The following is a 13,833-nucleotide window of genomic DNA, read 5'->3' as shown; positions in this document are numbered from 1 at the left end:
CGGTTAAAACCAGAGATTAGGCCTTTATGAAATAAAAGCCGGTTGTGTGAAACACTTCAGCCCTCTCGCCCTGCTCTCAGCGCCTGCCAACGAATAACCGAGTTGACACCCAGCTTCGTTAATATCCTGGGTGGAAGCCTGCTTGGCCCAGGCGCTTGACTGAAACTTTCTAAAAACTTTGAATTGGTGCCGGAGGCCAACTCAGCGGCCATCACGCCCGCCAGGGTACTCTTGACAGTTCCCAGCCCATTTTCGCAGCAAGCCGAATAGAGGTTTTCTTCTATCTCGCCAAAGGCTGGAGCGCTGTTACGGCTCAAGCAGAGGCGTCCAGCCCAGCTAAATTCCAACGGAGTCGACTTCAGCTCGGGAAAGCGCGCGTCCAGCGAATGCCGTTGCTCTTCGGCAATCCCGGCAACACGTTTGAGTGTCACTTGAGTACTTGGGTCATACGTGAACTTTGTACGGATAACGATGCGCGAAAGGCCATTTGAAGTAATCTTGCGAACGGTCGCTCCCATCGGATCCGCGGGTAACAAGGCCCATCGATCCTTACCTGTCACCGGCCTTCCAAACTCATGATGACTATAAGCAGCCGTCATCGAAGCGTAGGTAAACACGTGCAGCAGTCGACCTTGAAAATGGCCGAAGTCTTCGATATGGCCATTGACTCCAAGAATCACCTTGGGCGCATTAACCACACCACGATGAGACTTCGCCTTCCAGCTATTTCCCGAGCGGGACAGTTCAATAATCGGAGAGCGTTCATAAAGGCTGACGTTCTTATCAAGCCCAAATGCAAAATCCCTAATATATTGAGCGGGCTGAATCATCACCGCACCGGGCGTATAAAGCCCACCATGGTAATAACGGGAGCCGGTGATCTCTTGCATCTGCGCAGCGTCCAGCAACTCGTATTGCTCGCCAATGCCTTTTAGCGATTTCGCATAGTTGTCATTGAGCTTCATCCCCCGCCCTGTTGCAGCCGCGTTGATCTTTCCGGACGGATCAAAGGTCTCGGCAGACATGCCGTACTCGCGTGCGGCTTGCGCTGCAAAAGCGATAGCAAAGCGGTTCTGGGCGATTTCCAACGACGTTGCAGACTCACCGGCAACCGAATACTCCCCAGATGAAAGACTGTGGGGCACGTCGATCATGAAGCCTGAGTTTCTTCCTGCCGGGCCCTTCGCGACTTCATGGGCATCAACGACCGCGATGCTATCGCCGGGATGCAGCTGGGCCAGCCTGCGAGCGGCGGAGAGACCTGCAAACCCTGCTCCGATAATCAGCCAATCTACCGACACGCTCCCATCAAGCATGCGCACAGGAGCAGTGCGCGTGGAAATCGCCTCCCAACCTGAAACCCCGGTGTCTACCGGTAGGCGCTTGATGGTCTGGGTGCTCATTTTTCAGTCTCTTCATCCGACCGACCAGAAACATCGATCCAGATGGTTTTGATTTCGGTGTACTGATCGTGAGCAAAAATCGATTTGTCTCGACCGCCGAACCCTGACTCCTTGTAGCCGCCGAAAGGCGTGGAAGCATCGCCCTCGCCAAAGCAGTTCACGGTGACGATGCCGGCGCGAATTTCCCGCGACAACTTGATCGCCCGTCGCAGACTGCCGGTATAAACAGAGGCGGCAAGGCCGTATACCGTGTCATTGGCCAGGGCAATCGCTTCGCAGATCGAGCTGAATGTGGTGACCGAAAGAACCGGGCCGAAAACCTCTTCCTGGAACAGCCGGTTGTCCCGACCTACGCCGTCAATCACGGTCGGCTCTACGAAGGCACCGTCTTTGGTCGCGCCGCCGTACACAACTTCGAGCTTTCCAGCGGTGGCATGCTCAAGGTACGACTTCACTTTCGCGAAATGCTCAGGGCTGACCAGCGCCCCTACGCGGTTTTGCGGATCGAGTGGATCGCCCATTTTCCATTCGCGGATGTAGGCGCCCATGCGCTGTAGCAGCTCATCTTTCACGGATGTGTGGACTATCAGGCGCGAGGTTGCAGAGCAATTTTCGCCCATGTTCCAGAACGCGCCGTTTACGACATGCTCGGCAACGCGATCCAGATCTTCCGCATCGTCCATCACCACGGCAGGATTTTTCCCTCCGCATTCGAGAACAATACGTTTCAGATTCGAATCGGCTGCGTAATGCAGAAACCGGCGACCGGTCGCGGTGGAGCCAGTGAAGCTCACCATGTCGACATCGTGATGCAAGCCAATCGGCTCCCCGACATCCTTGCCTGTACCCGTAATGATGTTGAGCACACCTGCGGGGACACCGGCTTCAAACGCGAGCTGCGCAACGCGCAACGTCGTCAGCGAGGTTTGCTCGGCGGGTTTGACGATCACCGAGCATCCCGCTGCGAGCGCCGGGCCGATTTTCCAGGCCAGCATTAGTAGAGGAAAGTTCCAGGGCAGCACGCAGCCCACCACACCTATTGGCTCGCGAACAACCATGGTCAGTGCGTCACTGCCCACAGGGGCGGTGTTGTCATAAATCTTGTCGATCAACTCCGCGTGCCAGCGCAGCGTGTGAATGGTGTCCGGCACATCGACCAACTGACACTCACTGACGGGCTTGCCGCTATCGAGGCTTTCCAGGACTGCCAGTTCGTGTTGATTGCTTTCAAGCAGATTCGCGAACTTCAGGAGAACGGCTTTTCGCTCCCTGGGAGAAATCGATCTCCAGCGTCCATCCTCAAAGGCTTCTTTAGCGTTACTAACTGCATAATCGACATCTTCAGACGCGCATGCGGCAACATCTGCCAGAAACTCACCCGTCGCCGGATTGGTCGTGGCGAACGTTTTGCCAGAGATCGCGGGCTTGAACGCGCCATTGATGAACGCGTTAGAAGGAAACGAAATACCTTTAGCGATGGCGGCGTATTCGGCCTTGCTCAGAAGATCACCCATGGCTGGCTCCCGAAGTGATGTTGGCAACGTCGCGCTTCACATCGCTGATGATCGCTTCAAGGCTTTTCTTCTCTTCTGAATCAAGCGGCTGAAGCGGCAACCGCACGTCCCCTACTTTCAGTCCAGTCAGCTCGCAACCAAACTTGATCGACTGCACGAACTTGCCGCCGTCCAAAGCATTCATCAGAGGCATCATCGCCGACATGATCTGACGGCCTTTGTCGAAGTCCTTTTCAATGACGCAGGCTTCGTAAAGCGCCACGTGCTCTTTCGGCAAAAAGTTGGAGCCTGCACACACCCAACTTCTGGCACCCCATGCAAAAAACTCCAGGGCTTGATCGTCCCAGCCGCATGACAGTGCGATGTTGGGAAACTTACGCGCGAGGAGATGCACTTGCCCCATGTCGCCGGAACTTTCCTTGATGGCAATTACGTTTTTCGATTTGCTCACACGGGTGAAGTAATCCTCGTCCATCGAAACGCACATGCGACCCGGGTAGTTGTAAAGCATGATCGGCAGATCGGCAGCACGATCAATGGTCAATGCATGTATCGCGTTTTCCTCGGAGGTAGGGAGCGCGTACGGTGGACTGGTGACGAGAATGGCGTCCGCTTTGATCGCTTTGGCATCCTTCGCATACTGCACCGCATCTTCAGTGCGAATGGCCCCGGTGCTAATGATCAGTTGCACCCGAGTGCCGATCACATCTTTTGCATAAGCGGCAAGCTCAGTACGTTCTTCTGCCGTCTGCGCATAATACTCGCCGGTCGACCCGCCGATAATAATGCCGTGTACCTTCGCCTCAATCAGCGACTCCAATACTTCGGAGTACACGCTCCAGTCGATCTCCCCATCAGGCTTATAAGGAGTCACCGCTGGTGTATAGATGCCTTCAAATTTCAAGATGATTTCTCCGAATATGAGTTACGTGGAAGGTCAACGAGCGCGTCCGCCTTGATGCCTTGGGGCGCGATAAAAATCTCCATGTTTTCTCGGGAAAGTTCCCAATGTTCAAACACGAGATCAACTACTGCTTGTTCATCGCGACGTTCAATAGCCTCGATAAAAAAATCATGGTGCCCCGCAGAAAGTTCAAGACGCTCCTCCATATCCTCATTTTGAGGTCGGAAAAATGTATTACCGATCCGGGAGTGATCAATGAGCAATCTTTCCAAACTGGGTTGGAGATATTGGTTGCCGGCCATTTCGCCCATGATCGCGTGAAAACGATTGTTCTCGACGACCATTGCCAGCGCATCCCTTGAGGTGGTGGCAATGCGGAACCGGTGCTGCGTATCTTTCAAATCGATCAGTTGGCGTGGCTTGAAGTTTTGAACCGCCAGACGGCCAATGGCTGCGTACATCATCGGTGCAACCAGGAAGAAATTTCGCAGTGTCGAGTGATTCATTGGAATAACCCGAGCGCCCCGGTTTTCTCGAATATCGACATAACCTTCACCGGCCAAGCGTCGGAAGACTTCTCGGACGGGCGTTCGGGACAAGCCATAGCGCTCGCTGAGAATGACTTCATCCAGCGCTTCGTCAGGATCCAGTTCCATCGTCAAAATTTGACGTTTCAGGTCTTCGTAGAGACAAGTTTTGCCGTTTTTCACAAACGACCTCCAGAGGTAGTTTCGCTGTCAGGTGCGGCTGACTGATGAGTCGAGACTCGCATGGGTTTTGGGGATGGTCAATAGATTGTATTTTTTATGTATACATAAAAAACACATGAAAAACACACGATTTTTTTGAGAAATTTTCTTTAAATTCATTAAGTTACTTAATTATTAAAAAAACGATGTGGTCGGTTACAGGAAAGAATATGGTCGTTTTTGGAATGTTTTTTCCTGGATCATTCCGCAATAAAGCTTATTACCAAGCGCACCTTTGTATAGGAGCGGTTGGCCCGGTACGACGCTCCAGGAAGCGTTTGCGACATGCCTTTGAGGCAGTGGAGGGGCTTTAGTGAATGCGGACTGAAGACCCCTTGTCAGAAGGCGATTCAAAGGAGGCGGTTCCAGCGCTTCTCGGTGCTGAGCGAACAGGCAATGGCGTGTCGCTCCAGAACAACCGCAGCGGCATACATCAGCGTATCGTCAAAGCGGCTATCCTGCAGATCGGCACTGCCAACTGCACCCTTGGCGCAGCTCCCGTGAGCTGGTCACGTAGAGTTCGCCTGCACCTCGCATGACCGCCATGTCGGCTCGGTGCTTGAACGCAAGCGGTTGCTGCGCCCGCTCTCCTTTCAGGATCAACCATGATGGGTAGTGAAGAAACCAGCAAAAAGGTTAAGGGTTACCGCCGGCTGATCCCTTCCATGACGGCGTTGATGGAGTTCGAGGCAGTAGCGCGGTTGAGCAGTTTCACACTGGCGGCTCAGGAACTGGGAGTGACCCAAGCCGCAGTCAGCAAACAGGTCAAATACCTGGAAGAAACCTTGGGTACCAGGTTATTCCATCGTCTACACCGTGCCATCAAATTAACAAGCGAGGGGTACGTGCTGTATTCGGTGGTCTCCGAATCCATGCAACGCATGGCGAGCGTCTTTGACAAGATTTCCGAGGGCATTCCCGAACAGGAATTGGTGCTTGCCTGTACTGCGGCGTTTTCACAACTACGAATCTTGCCCAGGCTGGCCTCATTGCGCCTGTCACAGCCCAAGCTGCAACTGCGCTTGATTACACACATACTCAATCCTGACGTAAGCCGACAGGATGTAGATATCGCCATTCGCTTCGGGAATGGAAAATGGGAGGACGGCACTTCGATTTTCCTGTTTGACGAAGAAGTTTTCCCAGTGTGTTCGCCGACCTGGTTGACCACTCATCCCGCACCCATGTCAGTCGACGACTTCCTGCATATGGATCTCATCGATTCGGAAACAACGCTCGAAGGTTGGATGACTTGGAATAGCTGGTTCAAGGAGCTGGGGCAGAGTCGCCCAAAGATGAATTACAGCCTGCGCTGCAGCAGCTACAACGACACTGTGCAGGCAGCGCTACAGGGGTATGGCGTAGCCTTGGGCTGGAACAGGTTGCTTGGCCCTATGCTCCTCAGTGGTGAATTAGTTCGTATCACCCCCTATGTGGTTAAACCCAAAGATGCTTATTACTTGATTGTCCCGAATGGTCGGGAAGTAACGCCATTAGTTAAAGTTTTGGTCGATTGGTTGCGAGATGAATCAGTATTAGCGCACTGAAGTAAATGGTAAAAAACCGGCTGAAATTTCGCATAACTTTTAGATATGCCAAGGTGAGAATAAAGCGCATTGACGCAACCCTGAAGCATTTCGATACTTGCCTCACCGTCACCTGCTGATGATTTAGATCGACCCCATGAGGCTATAATGACCACTACCGTCGTGAAATCCCAACAAGAGCTTGTTACCGCGCGCACACCAGGCCATGGCATGCATGGGGCGTTGTTTGGCCGCCAGGATATTTTCGAAACCGACGTCGATATCTTTTTCACCAAACATTGGATTTTGGTAGGCGTCACGGCTGATATTCCCGAGCCTGGGGATATTTCGACCATAGACATCGGCAAATCCTCGATTATCGTCGTACGCGACGACGACGAGCAGGTGCAAGCATTTCGCAACGTATGCCGTCATCGCGGAGCGCGTCTGAAGCCGGCCGGCAAGTCGACTGTCGGTATGCTGGTTTGCCCTTACCATCAGTGGACTTATGATCTTGATGGCAGCCTGAAACACGCCGCTCACATGGGCAAGGATTTCGATCCAAAGTGTAAAAGCCTGATGCCTGTTCATACAAAAGTTGTTGGCACACATGTGTTCGTTTGCCTTGGGGATCAGCCTCCCGAAGATATCGCCTATCTGGAAGAAACAATGGTTCCTCGGCTAGCTCCCTACAACATCATCTATTCGAAGATTGCCTATGAGGCGCAAATCATTGAAGACGGTAATTGGAAACTGGTCATCGAAAACAATCGCGAGTGCTATCACTGTTCAGCGACGCACCCTGAATTAACAGCATCTTTCCTGCCGGAAGATTTCGGTTTCTGCGCCGATGGTCTTAGCGAAGAATCGCTTCAGGCGCTGGATGAATATGAAGAACGCAATGCTGCTGCAAAACGGAACTGGGAAAACGACGGGTTTATCTGCGACGCGGTAGAACACCTGGACGTAGACGCAGTGACCCAATTTCGCACGCAGCGGCTGGTCATCGCCGGCAATGGCGAGTCTCAAACGCTCGACACCCGGGTGGCTTGTACGCGCCTGTTCGGTGACCTGACCCGCCGCGACCTCGGCGACGTTCACCTGTGGACTCATAACTCCTGGACGCATGTGATGAGCGATCACGCCGTGATTTCATACATCATCCCTCTCGCACCTGACAAGACCTTGGTGCGTACCAAGTGGCTCGTGAATGCAAACGCCATTGAGGGCGTGGATTACAACATCGATAAGCTGACCGAAGTATGGAAAGCGACCAATCAGCAGGACGCTAATCTTGTCGCAATCACTCATAGCGGTACGCAAGATCCTGGCTACTCGCCTGGGCCATTCTCGGCGTTCACCGAATCCTATGTTGATCAGTTCTCTCGCTGGTACGCCGCGCGGCTTGCCGCACACGGTGTGTGAGGAATGACCATGACCACCTATGAAAAAACGCCGGTTACCGCAGGCGCCGGATCCGCGCAGAGAGTATTCACAAATCCTGACACCTGGAGCGCCTGCGGCGCACAGTGGAACAGCGGCGAACAAAAGGCGCTGCAATGCTGCGCTGTGCGCGACGAAACCCACGATGTAAAGACCTTTATCTTTCGTAGTGCGGATTTCAGCGCAATAAGTTTTGAGCCAGGGCAGTTCATTACTGTATCGCCGATCATCGCGGGGCAAAGCGTGTCACGCTGCTATACGGTGTCATCATCTCCCACTCGCCCCTTTGCGCTTTCGATCACAGTCAAACGCGTTCCCGGCGGGACAGTGTCGAATTGGCTGCACGATAACTTGCGCGAAGGCGATATGTTGCCTGCTTCCGGCCCTGCTGGCAGCTTCACGCCGGTCGGCCGTCCAGCTACCAAGCTGCTTTACCTGTCGGCGGGTTCCGGAGTGACACCTCTGATGTCCATGACACGGGCGAGTTTCGACATGGCGGCCAGATTAGATATCGTCTTCGTGCACAGTGCGCGAACGCCAATCGACATTATTTTCCATGACGAACTGAGTCGGATGCAGGCCAGCATGCCCGGCCTGCGCGTCCTGAATATCTGCGAAGGGCGCGGCGTCGACACGGATTGGGCCGGGCCGATCGGCCGCCTGGATTTGGCCCTGCTCAGCGAGCTGGTACCAGATTTCAAGGAGCGCGAAGTGTTCACCTGTGGGCCGCAAGGCTACATGGATGCGGTCAAAACTCTACTCAAACAGGGAAGCTTTGATTTCCAGCACTATCACCAGGAAAGCTTCGATATCGCGGTGCTGGACGAAGAACCGCTCATAGAACAGTCGTCCGTCCTCGATCGGCAGGAGGGCTTTTTTACGGTCACGCTGTCCCGCTCGGGTAAAACCTTCAGCATGCCAGGCAACCAGACGGTACTGGCGGCTGCAAAAAAAGCCGGTGCTATCGTCCCCTCCTCCTGCAGCCAAGGGGTCTGCGGCACATGTAAAACAGCCGTGCTGCAAGGCACGGTGGAGATGAACCACAACGGGGGTATCCGCCAGCGTGAAATCGACAAGGGGCTGCGCTTGCTCTGCTGCAGTAAACCTACGTCAGACCTTGTCATCGATTTGTAAGCCCCCCACAAATCAACCCTCAAGGCATCAGCAATCCATAGGTCGTCGACTATAGAAAGCCACTCGACGACCGTGGCCTTGATCCCTTCTCAATGTCAGGCGCTGATACGCCTACATTTACACAAGCCAGTATTCACGGCATGCCAGCATCTCAGTTTACCGTTTGATGACTGACAATGGCATGGGGCGCTTGGAGGCGCTCTTTGTTTTTTTCAGGATTGAGCTGATGGACCGTCACCGTCAGTTCGGTCAGATGATTGCCGGGCCTTGCTACAAAGGTCGCTTGGCGTGGACTGCAGTCCACCGCCTATTGCGTCGCGTGTCGAGGGTTGCCAGGTCATTGCTGAGCCGCGTAGGCGACTCCCCGGTGACTTCCCACAGCAGCGCTGTTATAGCTTCCCCGTTAACCGTGCCGTGCTCTTGTAGAAGATCCGCCACAGCGGTGACCGCGGGCCAGTAACGACGCACCAGACAGCTGGACCGGGCGATTGCTTGGGATTCGGCATCGAGTAGCTTTCGTGCGGGCAGCAAACTGATCAATTCGTAACCCCGGCACCGGTCACCCCGGCCGCTGCCGCTGATGAATTTGTCAGATCTGGTGTGCCTGTAGACTGCTTCGGCTACTGGGCCGGCGAAGCATTGGAGAAGGTCGCGTTCAATAGACTCGACCATGGAGGGCAAGTATTCAGCAATCCCGGGGGGGTCGAAGGATGGGTGCGGGACACAGTAATCAGCCTCTACCAACCCCTCTACGTTTTGCGGGTTGCCGCGCAGGTCAATCATTGGGCCGGCGAAGGCTTCTGTCCTGGTGCGCACAGTGACGCGCTCTATGTGCTGATCATTCCACCAAAAGGCCAGGACGTGGCCAGCTTCGTGGATGGCCGTGCGGCGCGAGCGCTGATTCATGGGCGGGTCCTGCGCCGTGCATGGGTTCGTCGCGTAAAAGGTCTTACGAGAGCTACTCATACCCGCTGCTCCATCTCCAGAGGCCCAGTAAAAGATTATGCCTATCAAGACCGAATACGCCACCTATTAGCTGACTGCTTTATAGGGGTCTACCCTTAACGCAGCGCTGGTGAAAACTGGCCGGTTGAGACCTGATAAGAGATACAAATAAGTCAGAAGCGTACTAGGCTTGCCGTGGGCCACCGTGCTGGTAACTCGATTGCTGCTATCCGGATTTCCCGTGTGACCACAACGATCAATTGATCGAACAGCTGGCCCTGCAGCCGATGTCATTGATTTCGCTCGTCGCTATTGCGCGCCCACACCGGGCCGGGATAGCCGGATGAACACGACCAAAGGTAGCTCACACATGGCAACTGAATCGAAATGCCCGTTCAATCACGCCGCCGCGGGCGGTGGCCCGTCGAACCGCGACTGGTGGCCGAACCAACTCAATCTGAAGATCCTGCACCAGCACTCGTCCCTGTCCGACCCCATGGACGCGGGCTTCAACTACGCCGAAGCGTTCAAAAAACTGGACTTTGAGGCGCTCAAGAAAGACCTGCACGCGCTGATGACCGATTCGCAAGACTGGTGGCCTGCGGACTTCGGTCACTATGGGCCGCTCTTTATTCGCATGGCCTGGCACGCCGCGGGCACGTACCGCACCGGTGACGGGCGTGGTGGTGCCGGCTCCGGTCAGCAACGCTTCGCGCCGCTCAACAGTTGGCCGGATAACGTCAGCCTCGACAAGGCGCGTCGACTGCTCTGGCCGATCAAGCAAAAGTATGGTCGTAACATCTCCTGGGCCGATCTGATCGTCCTCACCGGCAACGTCGCGCTGGAGTCCATGGGCTTCAAGACCTTTGGTTTTTCCGGAGGCCGTCCGGACGTCTGGGGACCAGATGAGGACGTCTACTGGGGCTCCGAAAGCACCTGGCTGGGGGGCGATGTGCGCTACGGCAAAGAGGAGAGCCGTAACGTCCAGGAGCGCAACCTGGAGAAACCGCTCGCCGCGGTGCAAATGGGCCTGATCTACGTAAACCCGGAAGGCCCGGAGGGCAACCCGGACCCGGTCGCTGCTGCGGTGGATATCCGCGAAACGTTCGCTCGCATGGCGATGAATGACGAAGAAACCGTGGCACTGATCGCAGGCGGCCACGCCTTCGGCAAGACCCACGGCGCCGGCCCTGTATCCAATGTGGGGCCCGTGCCCGAAGCCGCTGGCCTCGAAGAGCAGGGCCTGGGCTGGAAGAGCAGCTTCGGCACGGGCAAAGGTGGCGACACGATCTCCAGCGGCCTGGAAGTGACCTGGACCACGACACCCGCGAAGTGGAGCAACAATTACCTGGAGAACCTGTTCGGCTTCGAGTGGGAACTGACCAAGAGCCCGGCGGGTGCAAACCAGTGGACGGCGAAAAACGGCGCCGGCGCGGGCATCATTCCGGATGCTCACGACCCGTCCAAGCGTCGTAATCCAACCATGCTGACCACGGACCTGTCCCTGCGATTCGACCCGATCTATGAAAAGATTTCGCGGCGTTTCCTTGCGAATCCCGATCAGTTGGCCGACGCGTTCGCCCGCGCCTGGTTCAAGCTGATCCACCGCGACATGGGACCGCTCTCGCGCTACCTCGGCCCGGAAATGCCCAACGAAAAACTCCTGTGGCAAGACCCCATCCCGGCGCTCGACCATGCCCTGGTCAACGACAGCGACATCGCCTCACTCAAGAGCAAGCTCCAGTCCTGTGGCCTGACAGTCTCGCAGCTTGTATCAACTGCCTGGGCGGCGGCTTCCACCTTCCGTGGCTCCGACAAGCGCGGTGGCGCCAACGGAGGGCGCCTGCGCCTGGCCCCGCAGAAGGACTGGCCGGCCAACCAGCCTGAGCAACTGGCGAACGTGCTGGCGACCCTCGAGAAAATCCAGAGCGAGTTCAACAGCGCGCAGACTGGCGGCAAGAAGATCTCGCTGGCGGACCTGATCGTGCTGGCCGGTAGCGCTGGCGTCGAACAGGCGGCGAAGAATGCCGGTCACACCATAACGGTGCCTTTCATGCCAGGACGCATGGACGCGAATCAGGAACAGACGGATGTCGAGTCTTTCGGGTTTCTCGAACCCATCGCCGATGGCTTCCGTAACTACCTCAAGACCCGTTACCGGGTACCGGCCGAGGCATTACTGATCGACAAGGCGCAACTACTGACACTCACCGCGCCAGAAATGACGGTGCTCATTGGCGGCCTGCGCGTGCTCAATACCAACGTCGGACAAACCCGGCACGGGGTCTTCACCAAGCGACCTGAAGCGTTGACCAACGACTTCTTCACCAACCTGCTCGACATGGGCGTGGAATGGAAGCCGGTCTCGGACGCCAATGAAGAGTTTGAAGGACGCGATCGTAAAACCGGCGACCTCAAATGGACAGGCACTCGTGTCGATCTCGCCTTTGGCTCGAATGCGCAATTGAGGGCGTTGGCTGAGGTCTACGCATGCAGCGACGCCCAGGAGAAGTTCGTGAAAGACTTCGTAGCTGCCTGGACCAAGGTGATGAACCTTGACCGCTTCGACCTCAGGTGACGCGAACGTTGGACCTGGTCTTGAACTGGGTCACCTCGACCTGATCGCTCAGGTTGGGGGACTCCAGGGAGGTTGCCAAGAGTAGATGCGGCATATTCCATTCGGTGCTCCTGAAAACCCGCAACGCCTCCCTGTGTGGAGGCGTTGGGCTTTTTGCTCGCCGCAAGACGCGGGGCTCGGTGACCGGTCGGCCATTGGACTTTGATGCTCAGGATATTCCTGAACGTCTTTTACAGGCTCATGCAGGAGGCCTTGAAGCAGGTCGTCCAGAAAACTCAAAATCCTCAAATGACTACTTCGGTCATTCACAGCCAAACGGTCTAAGCTCATCCGATCGGGCCCCTGGCTTGCTTCAGACGGCTCGCCATTTTGGGCATAACGGCTTGCTGGTGGATGAGGCATGTCGATTATGTGCATCTCGTTCCGGGGTCAACCCTCGCCGCCAAGCTACCCCTCCATTGGCTCCGGGCACCTCCCACACGCACTTCTGGAGACACCGTCATGTTCCGCGTCCTGTTTCCCGCTTTTATGCTGCTTGCTCTAAGCATCCCGGTACATGCTCAGGTGACTCCATTTCCAGTCTCATTTCGTACTCAGGACATCCCTATAGATGGCGTCACACTGCATGTGCGCGTCGGCGGCAAGGGGCCGGCCGTGGTGCTCCTGCATGGCTTCGGCGACACCGGCGACATGTGGGCGCCACTGGCCGCCGAGCTGGTCCGGGATCACACAGTCGTGGTGCCGGACCTTCGCGGTATGGGCTTGTCGTCGATCCCGGACAGCGGCTACGACAAAAAGACCCAGGCGGGCGACATCCGTGCAGTGTTGGCAGCTCTGGATATCGAACACTCGGTGGTCATCGGTCACGACATAGGTACCATGGTCGCCTATGCCTACGCCGCGCGTTATCCGCAGCGTACCGATCGCCTGGTCGTGATGGATGCGCCCGTACCGGGCATTCCGCCCTGGAACGAAATTGTCCGCTCACCGGCGCTTTGGCACTTCGACTTCGGCGGACCGGATGCTGAACGCTTGGTCGCCGGTCGTGAGCGCATCTACCTGGACCGGTTCTGGAACGAGTTCGCGGGCGACCCCACCAAGGTGGACGAAGAAACCCGTCGGCATTACGCCACTCTCTATGCCCGCCCCGGCGCCATGCGGGCAGCCTTCGCCCAGTTCCGCAGCATTCGTCAGGATGAGGTGGACAACAAAGTGTCGATGAAAACGCGGCTGACTATGCCGGTGCTGGCCATCGGTGGTGAAAAATCCTTCGCAGGCAATGAAGCGATCGTGATGCGCAACGCAGCCAACAAGGTCACGGAAGTGGTGGTTCCAGGGGCAGGACATTGGCTGATGGAAGAGGCACCAACACAGACCATTCGATCGATTCGCGGCTTCATCGCGCAGTGACGCCCAGCCGCAGGTTGTAAATGCAGGGAACAGGCTTCGTCGGCGAGACTCGCCGGTACAGCGTCAGGTTCGGCAAAGCCGTGGGGAAGTCACCGAAGCTTTCAGGAATCAAAGACAAGCCTTTGTTCATTCCCGACTCACAAAAAAGCGCCACCCGGTTCAACACCGAATGGGGCTCGATGACGCTGAACTCGCCTTAGGCGACGTTCATGGTCTTGATCGTTCCC

Annotated in this window: 10 protein-coding genes; 5 read left to right on the top strand and 5 right to left on the bottom strand. The window is 56.0% G+C overall.

Translation table 11 applies throughout. The annotated features are described in order from the left end of the window. Nucleotides 1-56: 56 nt before the first annotated feature. From AC07O1_RS28690 to AC07O1_RS28675, 4 genes are read right to left on the bottom strand one after another with little or no spacing between them, the layout of a single operon-like run. A complete protein-coding gene (locus tag AC07O1_RS28690) occupies nucleotides 57-1,403 on the bottom strand; it encodes an NAD(P)/FAD-dependent oxidoreductase (protein ID WP_495090987.1) in 1,347 nt (448 codons plus the stop codon). Beyond that, nucleotides 1,400-2,917 (bottom strand): aldehyde dehydrogenase, encoded by a 1,518-nt coding sequence (locus AC07O1_RS28685; protein WP_495090986.1) that lies wholly within the window; start codon nucleotides 2,915-2,917, stop codon nucleotides 1,400-1,402. The genes AC07O1_RS28690 and AC07O1_RS28685 overlap by 4 nt, the downstream gene beginning before the upstream one ends. Continuing rightward, nucleotides 2,910-3,821, bottom strand: coding sequence for a dihydrodipicolinate synthase family protein (locus AC07O1_RS28680; RefSeq protein ID WP_494995580.1), 912 nt, complete (start codon nucleotides 3,819-3,821; stop codon nucleotides 2,910-2,912). Before AC07O1_RS28680 ends, AC07O1_RS28685 begins: the two co-directional genes overlap by 8 nt. Then, the gene (locus AC07O1_RS28675) at nucleotides 3,818-4,531 is read right to left on the bottom strand and encodes a GntR family transcriptional regulator (RefSeq protein WP_495090985.1); all 714 of its coding nucleotides are present in this window, start codon (nucleotides 4,529-4,531) and stop codon (nucleotides 3,818-3,820) included. The genes AC07O1_RS28680 and AC07O1_RS28675 overlap by 4 nt, the downstream gene beginning before the upstream one ends. A 647-nt stretch (nucleotides 4,532-5,178) precedes the next feature. Between AC07O1_RS28675 and AC07O1_RS28670 the strand changes: the two genes are divergently transcribed. The 3 genes from AC07O1_RS28670 to AC07O1_RS28660 all read left to right on the top strand — a co-directional run bounded on the left by AC07O1_RS28670 (nucleotide 5,179) and on the right by AC07O1_RS28660 (nucleotide 8,673). Next, on the top strand, nucleotides 5,179-6,117 hold the full coding sequence (locus tag AC07O1_RS28670) for a LysR substrate-binding domain-containing protein (protein ID WP_495091008.1): 939 nt from the start codon (nucleotides 5,179-5,181) through the stop codon (nucleotides 6,115-6,117). 147 nt (nucleotides 6,118-6,264) lie between these two features. Next, complete coding sequence (locus AC07O1_RS28665) at nucleotides 6,265-7,521, top strand: aromatic ring-hydroxylating oxygenase subunit alpha (RefSeq protein ID WP_495090984.1); 1,257 nt, start codon at nucleotides 6,265-6,267, stop codon at nucleotides 7,519-7,521. Nucleotides 7,522-7,530: 9 nt separating this feature from the next. Beyond that, nucleotides 7,531-8,673: an FAD-binding oxidoreductase gene (locus AC07O1_RS28660; RefSeq protein WP_495090983.1), complete on the top strand. Its 1,143-nt coding sequence runs from the start codon at nucleotides 7,531-7,533 to the stop codon at nucleotides 8,671-8,673. A gap of 270 nt (nucleotides 8,674-8,943) precedes the next feature. Here the strand turns inward: AC07O1_RS28660 and AC07O1_RS28655 are convergent, their stop codons facing one another. Further along, on the bottom strand, nucleotides 8,944-9,579 hold the full coding sequence (locus AC07O1_RS28655; protein WP_495090982.1) for a hypothetical protein: 636 nt from the start codon (nucleotides 9,577-9,579) through the stop codon (nucleotides 8,944-8,946). Between the two features lie 382 nt (nucleotides 9,580-9,961). Between AC07O1_RS28655 and katG the strand changes: the two genes are divergently transcribed. Beyond that, nucleotides 9,962-12,196 carry a catalase/peroxidase HPI gene (gene katG / locus AC07O1_RS28650; protein WP_495090981.1) on the top strand — a complete coding sequence of 745 codons (2,235 nt, stop codon included), beginning with the start codon at nucleotides 9,962-9,964 and terminating at the stop codon, nucleotides 12,194-12,196. A 501-nt stretch (nucleotides 12,197-12,697) separates the two neighbouring features. Then, on the top strand, nucleotides 12,698-13,606 hold the full coding sequence (locus tag AC07O1_RS28645) for an alpha/beta fold hydrolase (protein ID WP_495090980.1): 909 nt from the start codon (nucleotides 12,698-12,700) through the stop codon (nucleotides 13,604-13,606). The last annotated feature ends 227 nt before the right edge of the window (nucleotides 13,607-13,833 follow it).

Source organism: Pseudomonas sp. GW821-FHT07G10 (genome assembly GCF_059418545.1).
This window is presented reverse-complemented; position numbering and strand designations above follow the sequence as displayed.